The organism is Rhodoferax sp. RT5P35 (genome assembly GCF_056521385.1).
Genome location: NZ_JBWMAX010000002.1, coordinates 366319 through 381640 on the forward strand (window position 1 = coordinate 366319; position 15322 = coordinate 381640).

Annotated in this window: 11 protein-coding genes; 2 read left to right on the forward strand and 9 right to left on the reverse strand. The window is 63.7% G+C overall.

What is annotated here, in order from left to right:
• Positions 1-21: 21 nt before the first annotated feature.
• The 9 genes from acnA to AC097L_RS03990 all read right to left on the reverse strand — a co-directional run bounded on the left by acnA (position 22) and on the right by AC097L_RS03990 (position 10793).
• Complete coding sequence (acnA, locus tag AC097L_RS03950) at positions 22-2775, reverse strand: aconitate hydratase AcnA (protein ID WP_479584864.1); 2754 nt, start codon at positions 2773-2775, stop codon at positions 22-24.
• Positions 2776-2846: 71 nt separating this feature from the next.
• Positions 2847-3383: a hypothetical protein gene (locus AC097L_RS03955; RefSeq protein WP_479584865.1), complete on the reverse strand. Its 537-nt coding sequence runs from the start codon at positions 3381-3383 to the stop codon at positions 2847-2849.
• Between the two features lie 5 nt (positions 3384-3388).
• Positions 3389-4216: an ABC transporter permease gene (locus AC097L_RS03960; RefSeq protein ID WP_479584866.1), complete on the reverse strand. Its 828-nt coding sequence runs from the start codon at positions 4214-4216 to the stop codon at positions 3389-3391.
• On the reverse strand, positions 4213-5061 hold the full coding sequence (locus AC097L_RS03965) for an ABC transporter permease (RefSeq protein WP_479584867.1): 849 nt from the start codon (positions 5059-5061) through the stop codon (positions 4213-4215). Before AC097L_RS03965 ends, AC097L_RS03960 begins: the two co-directional genes overlap by 4 nt.
• A gap of 12 nt (positions 5062-5073) precedes the next feature.
• On the reverse strand, positions 5074-6228 hold the full coding sequence (locus tag AC097L_RS03970; protein ID WP_479584868.1) for an ABC transporter substrate-binding protein: 1155 nt from the start codon (positions 6226-6228) through the stop codon (positions 5074-5076).
• A 36-nt stretch (positions 6229-6264) separates the two neighbouring features.
• A complete protein-coding gene (locus tag AC097L_RS03975; RefSeq protein ID WP_479584869.1) occupies positions 6265-7350 on the reverse strand; it encodes an ABC transporter ATP-binding protein in 1086 nt (361 codons plus the stop codon).
• 122 nt (positions 7351-7472) lie between these two features.
• Positions 7473-9608: a protein-disulfide reductase DsbD family protein gene (locus AC097L_RS03980; protein WP_479584870.1), complete on the reverse strand. Its 2136-nt coding sequence runs from the start codon at positions 9606-9608 to the stop codon at positions 7473-7475.
• Positions 9609-9822: 214 nt separating this feature from the next.
• Positions 9823-10134 carry a DUF167 domain-containing protein gene (locus AC097L_RS03985; protein WP_479584871.1) on the reverse strand — a complete coding sequence of 104 codons (312 nt, stop codon included), beginning with the start codon at positions 10132-10134 and terminating at the stop codon, positions 9823-9825.
• A 20-nt stretch (positions 10135-10154) separates the two neighbouring features.
• The gene (locus tag AC097L_RS03990) at positions 10155-10793 is read right to left on the reverse strand and encodes a LysE family translocator (protein ID WP_479584872.1); all 639 of its coding nucleotides are present in this window, start codon (positions 10791-10793) and stop codon (positions 10155-10157) included.
• A 235-nt stretch (positions 10794-11028) separates the two neighbouring features.
• Between AC097L_RS03990 and AC097L_RS03995 the strand changes: the two genes are divergently transcribed.
• Complete coding sequence (locus AC097L_RS03995; RefSeq protein WP_479584873.1) at positions 11029-11622, forward strand: CBS domain-containing protein; 594 nt, start codon at positions 11029-11031, stop codon at positions 11620-11622.
• A 322-nt stretch (positions 11623-11944) separates the two neighbouring features.
• A complete protein-coding gene (locus AC097L_RS04000; RefSeq protein ID WP_479584874.1) occupies positions 11945-15295 on the forward strand; it encodes an EAL domain-containing protein in 3351 nt (1116 codons plus the stop codon).
• Positions 15296-15322: the final 27 nt, after the last annotated feature.

The window sequence follows — 15322 nt, forward strand, 5'->3', positions numbered from 1 at the left end:
GGGAGCTCCTTGGGGTTGAAATCAGTCCGCCAGCAATTGGCGCAGCACAAACGGCAGGATGCCGCCGTGCTGGTAGTAGTCCACCTCGATCGGTGTGTCGATGCGCAGGCGCACCTTCACCTCCTGCTGGCTGCCGTCGGCACGGTGGATGACCAGGGCCACGTCCATCTGCGGCTGCAGGGCTGCGCGGACCACCACGTCTATGGTTTCATCGCCGCGCAAGCCCAAAGTTTGCCAACTATCGTTGCCCAAAAACTGCAGCGGTAGCACGCCCATGCCCACCAGATTGGCCCGGTGGATGCGCTCAAAGCTGCGTGCCACCACCGCTTTGATGCCCAATAACTGCGTGCCCTTGGCTGCCCAGTCGCGCGACGAGCCGGTGCCGTACTCTTCACCGCCAAACACCACCGTAGGCACACCGGCCGCCATGTACTTTTGTGCGGCTTCAAAAATGGACATCTTCTCCGGCGAACCCTGGGCGGGGTGGTACAGCGTCAGGCCGCCTTCTTCCTGTGAGCCTGTGGCATCGGGCGGCAGCATCAAATTCTTGATGCGCACATTGGCGAAGGTGCCGCGCACCATCACGTCGTGGTTGCCCCTGCGCGAGCCATAGCTGTTGAAGTCGGCGCGGGGCACGCCGTGGGCCAGTAGCCACTGCCCGGCGGGGGATTTTTCGGCGATGGAGCCTGCGGGTGAGATGTGGTCGGTGGTGATGGAATCGCCAAACAGCGCCATGGTCCGCGCGCCGGTAAAGCCCGCCGCCGATAGCTGCGGGACCAGGCTGAAGCCGCCAAAAAACGGCGGCTCGGCAATGTAGGTGGACTGCGGCCAGTCGTAGACCTGCCCGGTCGTGCCCTGGATGCTGCTCCACAGTGCACCGGGGTCGGACTTGATCTTGTCGTAGTTGGCGCGGTAGGCCTGTGCATCGGTGGCAAAGCGCAGGTGTGCGTCGATCTCGTCCATACTGGGCCAGATGTCGGCCAGAAATACCGATTTGCCATCCGTGCCCAGACCTACTGGCTGGGTGGCCAGGTCGGTCATCACATTGCCCGCAATCGCGTAGGCCACCACCAGCGGCGGCGAGGCCAGAAAGTTGGCCTTCAAATTGGGGTGGATACGCGCCTCGAAGTTGCGGTTGCCCGACAGCACCGCCGCGCAGACCAATTCGTGGGTGCCGATGGCCGCATTGATCTCGGGCGACAAATCCCCCGCATTGCCGATGCAGGTGGTGCAGCCATAGCCCGCCAGGTAAAAGCCCAGCTTCTCCAGGTAGGGCAGCAGCCCGGCTTTCTGCAAATACTCGGTGACGATGCGCGAGCCGGGGGCCAGCGAGGTTTTGATGTGCGGCAGCACCGTCAGGCCTGCTTCCACCGCCTTCTTGGCCAGCAGGCCCGCCGCCAGCATCACGCTGGGGTTGGAGGTGTTGGTGCAGGAGGTGATGGCGGCGATCAGCACATCCCCATTGCCGATGGTGGTGTCGTTAGACGGCAGCGGATGGCGCAGCGCCAGTGTGTTGGCCGGGCGGTTGAAACCATTGGCTGCGTTGGGCAGGTTGTACAGCGCGGCAAAGGTGCTGGCCAGTTGGTCCAGGGCGATGCGGTCTTGCGGGCGCTTGGGGCCGGCCACGCTGGGCACCACGGTGCCCAGGTCCAGCCGCACGGTCTTGGTGTAGTCGATGTCGCCGGGGTTGGGCATGCCGAACAGGCCCTGCGCTTTGTAGTACGCCTCGAAACGCTCGATCTCGTCGGCGGTGCGGCCGGTGTTCTGGAAGTAGGCAATCGTCTTGTCGTCCACTGGGAAGAAGCCCATGGTCGCGCCGTATTCGGGGGCCATGTTGCCGATGGTGGCGCGGTCGGGCACGGGGATGGACGCGGCACCGGGGCCAAAGAACTCCACAAACTTGCCCACCACCTTCTCGGCACGCAAGATGTTGGTCACAAACAGCACCAGGTCGGTGGCGGTAACCCCCTCGCGCAGCGTGCCCGATAGCTCGAAGCCCACCACGTCCGGGGTCAGCATGTATACCGGTTGGCCCAGCATGGCCGCCTCGGCTTCGATGCCACCCACACCCCAGCCCACCACGCCAATGCCGTTGACCATGGTGGTGTGGCTGTCGGTGCCGACCAGCGAATCGGGGTAGTACACCGGGTTGGTGCCGGTGTCCTGCGGGCTCTTGTACACGCCGCGTGCAAAGTACTCCAGATTGACCTGGTGCACGATGCCAAAGCCCGGCGGCACCACGCGGAAGGTGTCAAACGCCTGCATGCCCCACTGCATGAACTGGTAGCGCTCGTGGTTGCGCTGGAATTCCAGCTGCATGTTCAGGTCCAGCGCCTGCGGTGTACCGTAGTAGTCGACCATCACAGAATGGTCCACTACCAGGTCCACCGGCACCAGGGGCTCGATGGTCTTGGGGCTTTTACCCAGGGACGCCGCCACGGTGCGCATCGCCGCCAGGTCGGCCAGCAGCGGGATGCCGGTAAAGTCCTGCAGCACCACGCGGGTCACAACGAACGGGATTTCCTCGGTGCGCTCGGCATTCGGCAGCCAGTGCGCCAGTTGCTCCACATGCTGCGGCGCGACCTTCTTGCCATCGCAGTTGCGCAGCACCGATTCCAGCACGATGCGAATGGACACCGGCAGGCGGGTGATGCCGGGGTACTGCTGCGCCAGCGCGGGCAGGGACCAGAACTGCCCGGTGCTGCCGCTGGCCGTGGTGAAAGTTTGCAGCGTGGTGGCAAACGCGTGGGGCGTGTTGTTGTGGGGGGTGGGCATGGGGGCTCCTTGGTCAGAGGTCCCCAAGATAGCAGGCTTGGATGAACCTGGCTGTCAGTGGGGATGCCGCCTTAGGTGCCTGCCCCAGCTTCCAGCGGGTGGTCCGCCTGGTAGGTCCAGTCCGGGATGGGTACGGACTGGGACGAATGGCAGATGCTGAGCCGGTCCAAGCGGACTTCCCGTCCTAGAAATTCCTGCTCCAGCGCCTGCTGCACACCGGCATCGTTTGCATGCGCCTCGCCGTAGGCCAGGCTCAGGTGCGGGAACGGCGACAAACCCTGCTGCGTCTGGCTCCATGCCTGTGCCGCAGCCTGCAAACCACCAAATGCTGCGCAGGGCGCAAAGCGCAGCACGATGCGGCGGAAAAAATGCGGGCTGTACTCTACCGCTTGAACCCGCCAGCGCTGCACCCGGGTTTGGCCTGCCAGCGAGCCGAGTGCGCTGCGCAGCCGCTCCAGAGGCTGGGCCAGATCACCCTGTACCGTGATATGCGGCGCAAAACGTTCGCTGCCGCGCAGCGCCGCCAGGCGGTCAATCGTCTGCACCAGGGCGGCTTCATCGGCGGCGGCAGGGCGCAGCCAGAGGGAATATTCGGCGGGCAGGCTCATGGCCGTTACTTTCCTACACCGGCCAGCACATCGGCCTTCAGAAAACGCTCCACAAACAGCATGAAAAGCACCGACGGCACCAGCAGCAGCAAGGCGGTGATGGAGGCGATCTGGTAGTTGCCTTCCATGGCCGCGTTCAGCATGGTCAGCGGCAAGGTGCGCACATCGGGCACGCCGACGAAGAAGGTGCCGGAAAACTCGTCTAACGAGATAAGGAAGACGAAGATGGCACTGGCCATCAGACCGGGTGCTGCCAGCGGCAGCGATACCGACACAAAGGCCCGCAGCGGCGACGCGCCCAGGTTGCGCGCGGCTTCCACCTGTTCCTGCTGGATAGCCGCGAACGAGGCCGAGGCGATCCACACCGCAAACACCAGGCCCTGGATGGCATGCACCAGCATCACGCCCCAGATGGTGCCGGTCAGCCCCAGGCCGTAGAAGATGCGCGCAATATTCATGTGCACCGCCACCGTGGGAAAGGCTTGCGGTAGCAGAAAGAACAGCAGAAACAGGTTACGAAACGGCAGCGTGCGTTTGGACAAGGCATAGCCCGCAGGGATGGCTACCGCCAGGCTGAGTAGCACCGTCAGCACCGCAATCAGCAGGCTGGTGGTGAGTGCACGCATGGCTCCGGCTTCAGGGCGGAACACCTTGTTCCAGAAGGCAAAGCCCCAGCGTTGCGGCAGCTTGGCCGGGAAGTACCAGGCCTCGGTAACCGTCCAGATCAGCATGTTCAGTAGCGGGCCGAACACGGCTATCGCCAGCAGGCCGATGAGCGCCACGCGCAGCAGCGTGCCTAAGAATTCCGGGGTGCGGGAATGGCGCAGCTTCATTTCGGTTGCCCGCCGGTGCGCAGGCCCTGGCGCAGGTAAAACCAGGCGGCCACGCCGCTCATGGCAAACGCCACAAAGCCCAGCGCATTGGCCACGCCGTAGTCGCCGTAGGAGTTGACGCGCCAGGCCATGTCGACCGTCAACAGTGTGGGCGAACCGGCAATGACCATCATCGGCACCGACAGCGCCGATAGCATGGTCACAAACGACAGAATCAGACTGACCCAGACGGTGGAGGCCACCTGCGGCAGCACGATCTCCAGCAGGATGCGCAGCCGGCCCGCGCCCAGGCCGCGCGCGGACTCGATCATCGAGCGGTCCATGGATGCCATGGCGCCGCTGATCAGCAGCGCGGCAAACGGCAACTGCTTCCACACAAAAGTGACTACCACGCCGCGCCAGTCCAGCAGGCTCATGGCGTGCAGCGGCTCGACCAGTCCGACCGACATCAGCGCGTTGTTCAGCATGCCGTTCTTGGCCAAAAAGGTACGCATGAGCTGGGCCGCCACCACGAACGGAATGAACAGCGGCCAGCGGTAGATCCAGCGCAGTGCCGCCACCGCGCGCCGGTTCTCGCCCAGCGTCAGGTAGCCAGCAATCGCCACCGCCAGCACGCCGACCAGCGCAGTGGATAGCACGGTGACCACCGCCGTCAGCGTGATGTCGTTGCCATACAGCGCAAAGGCCTTGCTGAAGTTGGCCAGATCCCAGCCACCCGTGCCTTCATTGCGGAAGGCGTAGGTCAGCGAAAACAGCAGCGGGTAGACAAACAGCAGACCCACCATCACCAAGGCGGGCAGCATCAAGGCCAGGGCGGGCAAAAGTTCGGAGGGACGGCGGCGCATCGGTTGGTGTGCTTAGTTTTGCACCTGGGCTTCGTACTGCTCGCGCAAGTCCTTGAAGTAGGGCGCCAGCGGGAAAGGCTTGCCGTTGCGGGCCAGTTCGGCCGGAGTCACGTCCACGAACAGCTGGTTCCAGACCTTGGCATCCAGCACCGGCTTGACCACGTTGGCATCGATGCCCGGGTACCAGTTGAAGCGCCGCACGATGCCATCGGCCTGCACTTGGGGGCTGGTGGCCAGGGCGATGAACTTCTTGGCCAGTTCCACGTTTTTCGCCTTGGCGGGAATCGCGTAGTAATAGGGCTGGCCAGGCATGCCGGGTGACAGAATCTTCAGCTTCATGTTGGGTGCCAAACGGCCCTCAGCCTTCCAGCTCTGGAACATGTCCACCCAGACCGGGCCCATGGCGATTTCGCCGCGGTTCAGCATGTCCAGCGTGCCTGCATTGCCAGGCGTGAACACCACTTGCTGGTTGAAGCTCTTGAGGTCGGCGAAAGCCTTCTTCCAGCCCGCGGGGGATTTGGCATCGTACGGACCTTGCTGCACGGTTTCCGGGCTGCCGCCATAGGCATACATCCAGCCCACGACAAAGGCCACGCCAGACATGCCGCCCTTCAGGCCGTTGTAGCCAAAGGTTTTGGGGTTCTTGGCCACGAAGGCGCGCAGCTCATCGTAGGAGGCGGGTGGGTTCTTGACCAGGTCGGGGTTGTAGGCCAGCGCGGTCTGGCTTTCAAACATCGGCATCACATAGCCATCGACGTTCACGCCCAGTGCCTGCCTGGCCGACTGGCTGACGGCAAATTTGCCGGTGGCGATGCTGTCGCGGTATTTCAGCAGCAGGCCGTCGCGCACCATCTCACCGGTCTTTTGCTGGTTGGGCACGATCACGTCGGTGTCCCAGGTGGCCATGCCGGCGGCTTTTTGGGCCTGTAGCTTCTCCAGCATTTTCTGCGAGCCCGCATCGTCCGGGCCGGTGCCGACGACGCTGACCTTGACGCCAGGGTTCAGCTTTTCGAACAGCGGGCCCAGGTAGTCGGTGACGTAGTCCACCATGTTCTGCGAGCCGCCGCTGATCACATTCAGCGTAGTGGTCTGGGCTTGTGCGCCTCCCGAGATGGCACCCAATGCCAGGGCGATGGAAACCGTGAGGCTGCGGCGAAGTAGTTGCATGACGTGCTCCTGTGGAGATGAATAAAAAAACGGGGCTCAGGCCTGCACCGTACCGCGCGGGTAAACGTGCAGCGCCTGGGCCGGGATGCGCACGGTCACGGCGTCGCCGTCGGCCATGGCCTGCGGGTGGTCGATGAAGAAGTCACCGCAGGCGGTGCTGATCTCGCAGCGGTAGCCGCCGCCCAGATAGCTCACCTGGTGGATGTGGCCCGGAATCTGCAGGCTGTCGGGGGTGTGCGCATCGGCCCCGGCCAGCGTCGCCATTTCGCTGCGGAAGTGCACCTGGGCCGCGCCCTGCACCGGCGCCGTGTGGGGGCACCAGACCTCGGAATGCGCCATTTGCGCCAGCTGCGGCAACCGCAGATGCACGCCGCCACCCTCGGTACGGGCTTCGCAGCGGATGGTGTTTTCTGCCCCCATGAAGGTCGCCACATACGGCGTTTGCGGGTGTTGGTAGACATCTTCCGGCGTGCCGATCTGGGCCACGCGGCCTTGCTCCAGGATCACGACCTGGTCGGCCATCACCATGGCCTCTTCGCGGTCGTGCGTGACCAGGATGGCGGTGACACCCAGCGCGCGCTGGATCGAGCGAATCTCGTGGCGCATCTGCAACCGGATGCCGGCATCCAGATTCGACAGTGGCTCGTCCAGCAGCAGGATTTCAGGTTCCACTGCCAGCGCCCGACCGAGCGCCACGCGCTGGCGCTGGCCGCCGGACAGCTCGGTCACTGCGCGCGCGCCAAAGCCTGGCAGGCCCAGCATCTGCAGCAGCTTGTCTACCCGCTGCTGTATCTCGGCACGGGGGACTTGGCGCAGCTTCAGGCCATAGCCGATGTTCTGCGCCACACTCATATGCGACCACAGCGCGTACGACTGGAACACCATGGCCATGCCACGGCGTTCGGGCGGCAGGTGCTGGATGTCCTGGCCCTTGACGCTGATGCTGCCAGCTTTGACCGGGTTAAAGCCCGAAAGTGCGCGCAGCAGCGTGGTTTTGCCGCAGCCCGACGCGCCTAGCAGAGCGACAAAACTGCCTGGTTCAATATCCAGGTCGATGCCCTTGAGCACTTCGTTTGCGCCATAGGCTACGCGCAGACCGCGCACGGAAATAATAGGGTTCACTCGGGCTCTTTGTCGGACATCGTTTAACTGGCATGCACGATAGCCACAAAGCGTGACGGCCCGATGACGGGAAAACCCTTTGTGTGTGACAGTCCGCCCCGTGGCTGACAGAGGCGAACGCGCTACAGCTTGGCGATAGCCGCCCGCAAGTCGTCCACATTTAGCACTTCCGACAGCACCTGCGGCGCGCTGCCCGCCTTGTACAGCACGTACACCGGCACGCCGTTGCGGCCCAATTGGCCGAGTGCAGCGGTAATGGCCGGGTCGCGGCGCGTCCAGTCAGCCCGCAGCAGCTGCACGTTTTTGGCCTCCAGGTCGGCCAGCACGGCGGGGTGGGACAAGGTGGTTTTCTTGTTGTACTGGCAGGTGACGCACCAGGCGGCGGTGAAGTCCACCATTACTGGCTGGCCCGTGGCCAGGGTTTGCTCGACACGGCCCGGCTCCCAGGGCTGCCAGCGCTCGGTAGCGGCCACCACGCCTGGAGCAGGCGCAATTTTTATAAGATTTTGGCCTGTAGCGCTCAAAACACCTGCGAGAGCTGCTATAGAAAGCGTAGCAATCACCCAGCGCGTGCGCCCGGCCAGCCCCAGCGCCCACAGCACCGCGGCCACCGCTACCAGCAGCAGCAGCAGGCTGCCCGCGCCGTCGATGCCGCTTTGCTGGCCCAGCACCCAGACCAGCCAGGCCACGGTGGCAAACATCGGAAACGCCATGAGCTGGCGGAAGGTCGCCATCCACGCGCCGGGCCGGGGCAGCAGCCGGGCCAGGGCCGGGCTCAGGCTGGCCAGCAGGTAGGGCAGGGCCATGCCGAAACCCATCACCGCGAAGATGGGCAACGCCTGCGCCACCGGAAGGCCCACCGCCAACCCCAGCGAGGCACCCATGAAGGGCGCGGTGCAGGGCGAGGCCACGGCCACGGCCAGCACACCCGACAAGAATGCGTTCAGCGCCGGGTTGCGCGCCTGCAGCGTGGCCACGCGGCTGGGTACAAACTGCCCAAACTCGAACAGCCCCGCCAGGTTCAGCCCTACCACGGTGAACAACACAGCTAGCCCGGCCACCACCGCTGGCGACTGCAATTGAAAGCCCCAACCCAGCTGCTCGCCCGCCGCCCGCAGGCCCAGCATCAAGCCCCCTAGCGCCAGAAAGGACAGCACGGCCCCGGCGGTGTAGGCCAGGCCATCGACACGGTGCGCCTTTTTGTTACCCGCGTGCTGGGCAAAGCCCATCAGCTTGATGGCCAGCACCGGGAACACGCAGGGCATGAGGTTCAAGATCAGCCCGCCCAGCAGCGCCCCGAGCAGGGCAGCGGCCCACGACAGGCTGGGCGCGGCAGGGATTTGTGATGCAGCGCTGTTGGCCCGCAGGGCGGCTTCCAGGGCGGGCGATACCGTTGGTGCGGCCACGGTGCGTGGCCACACACCTTGCACATCGGCCACGCTGCGGTAGCCCTGGCCTTCGGCAGTGGCCAGCACCAGCGGCATCTCGGTGGGGCTGGTGCTGCGCATGGCGGTCAGCGGCGCAGTGGCGGTCCAGCTGGGGCCGTCCCAGCGCTGGGTGATGTCGGCGGCGGGAGCGGTGATCTCCGGCGTTTCGGGGAACAGTTCCAGCGTTTGGCCGCGCAGTGCGGCGGGCAGGTCGGTCACGGTGATTTTGAGTTCTGCGCCATCTACCTGTACCTTGCTGCGTGCGGCCAAGTCGTGCGGCTGGGCTGCCAGCGCCGCATCGAACGCGGCGGCTTGCATGCCGGTAGAGCTTTTGACCGGCAGCTTCAGTATGAAGTCACCTTCTTCGGGAATGCATTCCTTGCGGCACACCAGCCAGGCGGCGTGCAGCTTCACTTCCAGCTCGCTGGCCAAGAGAGACGGTTTGAAATCGGGCGAGATGGTCAGCGGCACGGGCAGCAGCAGCGTGCCTTCAAAGCCGTAGTTGGCCAGCGTGCCGATACGGATTTTGCGCGGCACCGGCCAGGCAATGTCGCCTGCCGTCACACCGGGCGGCAGGGTCCAGGTCAGGCTGGTGGCCAGGCCCGAATCGCCAGGGTTCTTCCAGTAGGTGTGCCATTCCGGCTGGTGCGCAATCTGCAAACCCACCCACACCGGCTGGCCAGGCACCACACCCTGCGGCGCGTGGGCCAGCAGCTCGGCGCGCACCTGCGGCGTGGTGACGACGGAATTCAAGCTTTTTTGGGCGCTAGCGCAGATAGGTATTGCGCTGGTAGCTATTAAAAGAAGAGCGGTGAGGAGGCGGTGCAGCATGGTGGAGCTAGTGTGGTGTTGCGTGCTAGATGGAACAAATAAAACCGATGGATTTTTGGTCAGGATTAGGCGAAAACCACAGCAATAGCTCTGCTATTGCGCGGATTTGCAACGACATCATGGACAAAAAGACGCGGTTTTATGTTCCAGATAGCGCGCAACACCACACTTCAGTATGAGGGTGGGAGCGGCTGGCAGGGGGCAAAGTTCCAAGTCAGACATGCGTGAACACGGCAGGCAGCTTCTTCGGCGCGGTGATGCGCAGTTGCTTGTGCACGCTTTCCTGGCCAAACACCACCTCGATATCACCTACCGCCACGCCAAACAAGGGTGCGAGGAAGCGCACCATGTGGTCCGTCGCCTTGCCGTTCTTGGGCATGGCCGTGACGCTGACCTTGAGCTGCGGCCCCATGGGCTTGGCAATCGCGTCGCAGCAAGCCGAAGGTTTGCCCAGGATGTTGACGATAAGCACGTCGCCATCCCAGGCAAAAAAGGAGTCGCCGGTGGCGTTGCGTGGCGCGGCCATGGAGCCAGGTTCAGTTCGGGTCAGTTCGGGTTTTTGAGCTGCAGCAAGCCCAGACCCAGCAGGCCAAAGGCACCCCCGGTGACGCGGTTGAATACCTGGGCCCGGCGTTGGGTGGCGAACCAGCCCTGCAAGCGCGTAGCCAGCAGTGAATAGACCACGTGCGACGCCAAGGCACAGGCAGTAAAAGCGCTGGTCAGCGCCAGATACTGCGGCAGCATGGGCGCGTCCAGGTGCAGAAACTGCGGAAACAGCGCGGTGAAAAATAGAATGCTCTTGGGGTTGGTCAGCGACACCAGCAGGCCCTGGCGGGCCAGTGCCAAGCGGGATTTGTCGGCTTGCTCCACGACCTGGGTGGTCTTGCTGAACACCGAGCCGGGATGGGTCCACTGGCGGTAGCCCAGGTACATCAGGTACAGCGCCCCGGCGGTCTTCAGCCCGGCGAACAGCCATGCCGAGGTATGCAGCAAGGTGCCCAGCCCGGCCATGGCAATGCCCGACACCACAAAAACCCCTACCGCGCTGCCGACGGAACTGCCCAACAGCGTCTTGCGCAGGCCCCAAGCCATCGTGTTGGACATCGCCAGCAGCACGGCCGGGCCGGGGGTGAATGCGGTCACCAGGGAAATGGTGGTGAAAAGGAGCCAGGCGGAGCTTGTCATGGGGGCGTGAACAGTGCGGTGGGGGAGGGTCAATCTACCCTATTCGGCGTTTCCCCTCTGCCACCCCCATTGCAAACCGCCGGTAAAGTCCGGGAAAACCCTAGTAAATCCGCTTGTGGTGCTGGCGGGGCAGGCCTATAACCGAGGCGGTTGCACCGCATTGACACCCACGCGACCGGCCTCCGACGGACGCTCACGCCCCCGGACTCCCAGGGTGTGGTTTTGAAAGGTTTCCATGTCCGACGGCTCTCTCCCCACCTTCCGCTTCCCCGCAAACACCCACATCGTCCAGGTCCAGCCGGCCCAGCACGGCGCCGTGACCCTGGGCTCGCCCGCGCTGGAAGTGTTTACCGATCTGGCGCAGATCCGCGCCGCCACGGTGCAGCCGCAAACCGGCCTGGGCCAGGCCGAGCTGAAGATGATCTACCAGGGCGTGCGCCTGCTGTTTGTGGTATCCGACATGCCCTCGGTGGACGGCATCCTGACCGCCGCCGACATCGCCGGGGACCGCCCCATGCGCCTGGTGCACCAGCGCCAGGTCAAGTACCAGGAACTCACCGCCGCCGATGTGATGACCCCGCTGTCTGCCATCGACGCGGTCACTTTTGCCTCGCTGCAGCGCGCCACCGTGGAACAGGTGGTAGCCACGCTGATACAGCGCGGCCGCCCACACCTGCTGGTGGTCGATTCCGAAACCGCCGATGGCTCCCCGCGCATACGCGGCCTGATCTCGCAAACCCAGGTCGAGCGCCAATTGGGGCATGCGCTGCCGGTGACGGCCATGGCACAGACGTTTGCGGAGCTGGAGCAGGTGCTGGCGGGGCATTGAGGACAAAGCGGCTTTGGGGCTCCTTGGGGTCCATCGCAGTCTGTGGCCTCAGGCGATGTATGGCCGCCGAGCCGCCCATGGGTATGACGGCGTTGCAATCCATTCCGTGCCCATAGGCTGGTCTGAGCGCCATGCGTGCATAGTTGTTTCGAGTGCGGCGCCCTTGGACACAGCGTGTCGGTTCAAATAAATCTCTGTTTCTGCACCTAACCGACGATAAGAAGCGAAGTTCTAGTCCAATTTTTCTGATCAACGGGTAAATTACTCTCCTATAAGGCCTGAAAAGTCCCGAAAATCAGGGAGTTTTAAGGAAGGACTCCCCATGTTGACAGCACCCAGGCCAGTGGACGAGCCCGAGCGTTTGCGAGCACTCGAGCGCCTTGATGTTCTCGACTCCGCACCGGAGCGCGAGTTTGACGCCTTGGTGGCGACCGCAGCATTGGTCTGCGGCGTTCCCATCTCGCTCATCAGCCTGATCGACAGCAACCGCCAGTGGTTCAAGGCCAACGTCGGCTTGCCAGGAGTGACCGAAACACCTAGAGACGTGGCGTTCTGCGCCCACGCCATCCTGGAAGATGGCGTGTTCGAGGTGCCCGATGCTTTGGCCGACCCACGATTTGCCGACAACGTGTTGGTCGCCATGGCGCCCGATATCCGTTTCTACGCAGGGGCCACGCTGCGCCTGAGCGACGGTGCCCACGTTGGCACCTTGTGCGTGATCGACCGGGTTCCCCGCAAGCTCAGCGACAAGCAGCGCGAAGCACTGCGTCTTCTTTCGGTGGCCGCCGTGCAGGCGCTGGAATCCCGCAAGCTGGCCCGCGCCTTCGTGGCTAGCGAGACCCGGTTTCGCATCCTCAGCGACGCGTCTCCACTGGGCGTTTTCGCCGCCGATGCGGTCGGCGCATGCACCTATACCAATGTTCGCTGGCAAGACATCTACGGCTTGGACGAAAGCGAAGCCCTCGGCAGCGGCTGGAGCCGCACGCTGCACCCCGATGACAAGGCCGCCGTTTTTGCGGAGTGGCAGCGCAAAGCCGCGCTAAAGCTCGAGTTCGACATGGAGTTCAGGGTGCGCCGTGACGACGGCACGGTGCGCAATGTTCGTTCCATTGCCCGCCCTGTGTTTGATGCGGATGGCGAGGTGAATGACTACGTAGGTTCGGTCGAGGACATTACGGAGCGTAAGTTGCAGGAAGACAAACTGCGCAAGAGCGAAGAATTACTCAACCAGACCGGTGAATTGGCGCAAGTCGGCGGTTGGGAATTCGACATCGCCAGTGGCAACATCGTGTGGTCGGCACAGACCTGCCGTATCCACGGTGTGCCGCCCGGCTACCAGCCGCAGCTTGCCGAAGCGATCGAGTTTTATGCCCCAGAAGCCCGGCCAACCATCGAAGCTGCGGTGGTGAAGGCGATGGCCAACGGCGGAGATTATGACTTGGAGTTGCCATTTATTCAGCGGGGCGGGCAGCGTATCTGGGTGCGTGCGGTAGGCCATGCAGAATTCCAGGGTGGCAAGCCGGTGCGGCTGTTGGGTGCCTTTCAGGACATCACGAAAGACATTCGACAGCGCCAGTTTCTAGAGGTTGCCCAGCAAAGGGTCACCCTGGCCGCCGAGAACGGTGGCATCGGCATCTGGGAGCGCGATCTGCAAACCGGTGCGCAGCACTGGGAGCCGCGCACCTATGCGCTGTTCGGGCTGCCAGCCGATTGCCGAGACGACCCCGCCACAGTGATGGCCCAGTGCGTCCATCCCGGCGACCGAGCGGCCTTGGAGCAGGCCATAGGCGACGCGACGGGTCACGGCACGAAGCTGGAGGCTGATTTCCGCGTCGTCTGGCCCAACGGCAGCGTTCACCACCTGCACACTGCGGCGCGTGTCACGCACGACAGCCAGGGAAACGCCGCGCAAATGATCGGGGTGAACTGGGATGTCACACCGCTTTGGGAACTGAACGCCCGACTGGCCGAACAGCACGAGTTGTTGCGTGTGACCTTGCACTCCATCGGCGACGCGGTAATCACCACGGATGCCAAAAGCCAGGTGACCTGGTTGAACCCTGCCGCCGAGCGCATGACCGGCTGGCTGTCGAACGAAGCGCTGGGGCGGCCCATCGCGCAGGTCTTCCAAATCCTCAATGAAAAAACCCGCCAGCCGTCCGTGAACCCGGTGACCACTTGCCTGCAGCGTGGCAAGGTCGTGGGCCTTGCCAATCACACGGTGCTCATCTCGCGCAACGGCGAAGAGTTTGGTATTGAAGACTCCGCCGCGCCTATCTGCAGCGCCAACGGCGACATCCTCGGCGTGGTGCTGGTCTTTCATGATGTGACGGAGCAGCGCCGCTTGTCGGGCGAAATGAGCTACCGGGCCACGCACGACGCGCTGACCGGGCTGGTGAACCGGGCCGAGTTCGAGACGCGGCTGCGCCGAACGTTGGAGAAGGCGCATGAGGACCGCAGCGAACATGCCTTGCTCTACATCGACCTCGATCAATTCAAGCTCGTGAACGATGCCTGCGGCCACTCGGTGGGCGACCAACTTTTGCAACAGGTAGCCAAGCTGTTCAAGGAAGCGGTTCGCGCGCGCGACACCCTGGCGCGGCTGGGCGGCGACGAGTTTGCGGTCATTCTGGAGCACTGCTCGGCTGACCAGGCTGGCCGGCTGGCGCAGCAGATATGCGACCGCATGGAGGAGTTCAGATTCCTCCACGACCAGCGGCGTTTCAGGATTGGCGCCAGCATTGGGCTGGTGCCCGTAGACAACCGCTGGGCCAACACGGCGGCCGCCTTGCAGGCGGCCGACACCTCGTGCTTTGCGGCCAAGGAAGCGGGGCGCAACCGCGTGCATGTATGGTTCGATACCGACCAGGCCATGCGCGCACGCCATGGCGAGATGCAATGGGCTACCCGGCTAGAGCAGGCTCTGGATGAAGACAGGTTCGTCCTGTACGCGCAGCGGATCGAACCGCTCGACAAGCACCACACCGGGCTGCATGCCGAAGTGCTGATTCGCCTGCTGGACACCGATGGCAGCCTCATTCCGCCGGGGGCCTTCTTGCCGGCCGCAGAGCGCTTTCACATGGCGACGCGCATCGACCGCTGGGTGCTCAGGCGCGCCATGCAGCACATTCAGCGCTTGCCCGCATTGGCGGTGCTGGACACCTTGTGCATCAACCTTTCTGGGCAGTCGGTGGGCGACCGGGCGTTTCATCGCCACGCTATCGACGCACTGGCCGCTGCTGGCAGCGCCGTGTGCCAGCGCATTTGTCTCGAGATCACCGAGACGGCAGCCGTCACCAACATGACGGATGCCGTCATCTTCATCGAACAAGCACGGGCACTGGGGGTGCGGATTGCGCTGGATGACTTTGGCGCGGGGGCATCTTCATTTGGCTATCTCAAAAACCTCAAGGTTGACCTGCTCAAGATCGACGGCAGCTTCATCCGGGACGTGATCGACGATCCGCTGGACGATGCCGCCGTGCGCTGTTTCGTCGACGTGGCGCGCGTGGTGCATGTGAAGACCGTCGCCGAGTTTGTGGACCGGCCAGAGGTTCTTCAACGCGTGCGCGAGATCGGTGTCGACTACGCCCAGGGATTTTTGCTGCACAAGCCCGAACCCATCGAAAACGTGTTGTGTGTTGCCGAGCCTTACGCAATCAGCTACCAATGAGCCCGTAACGCTGCTGGAGGTGCCCCT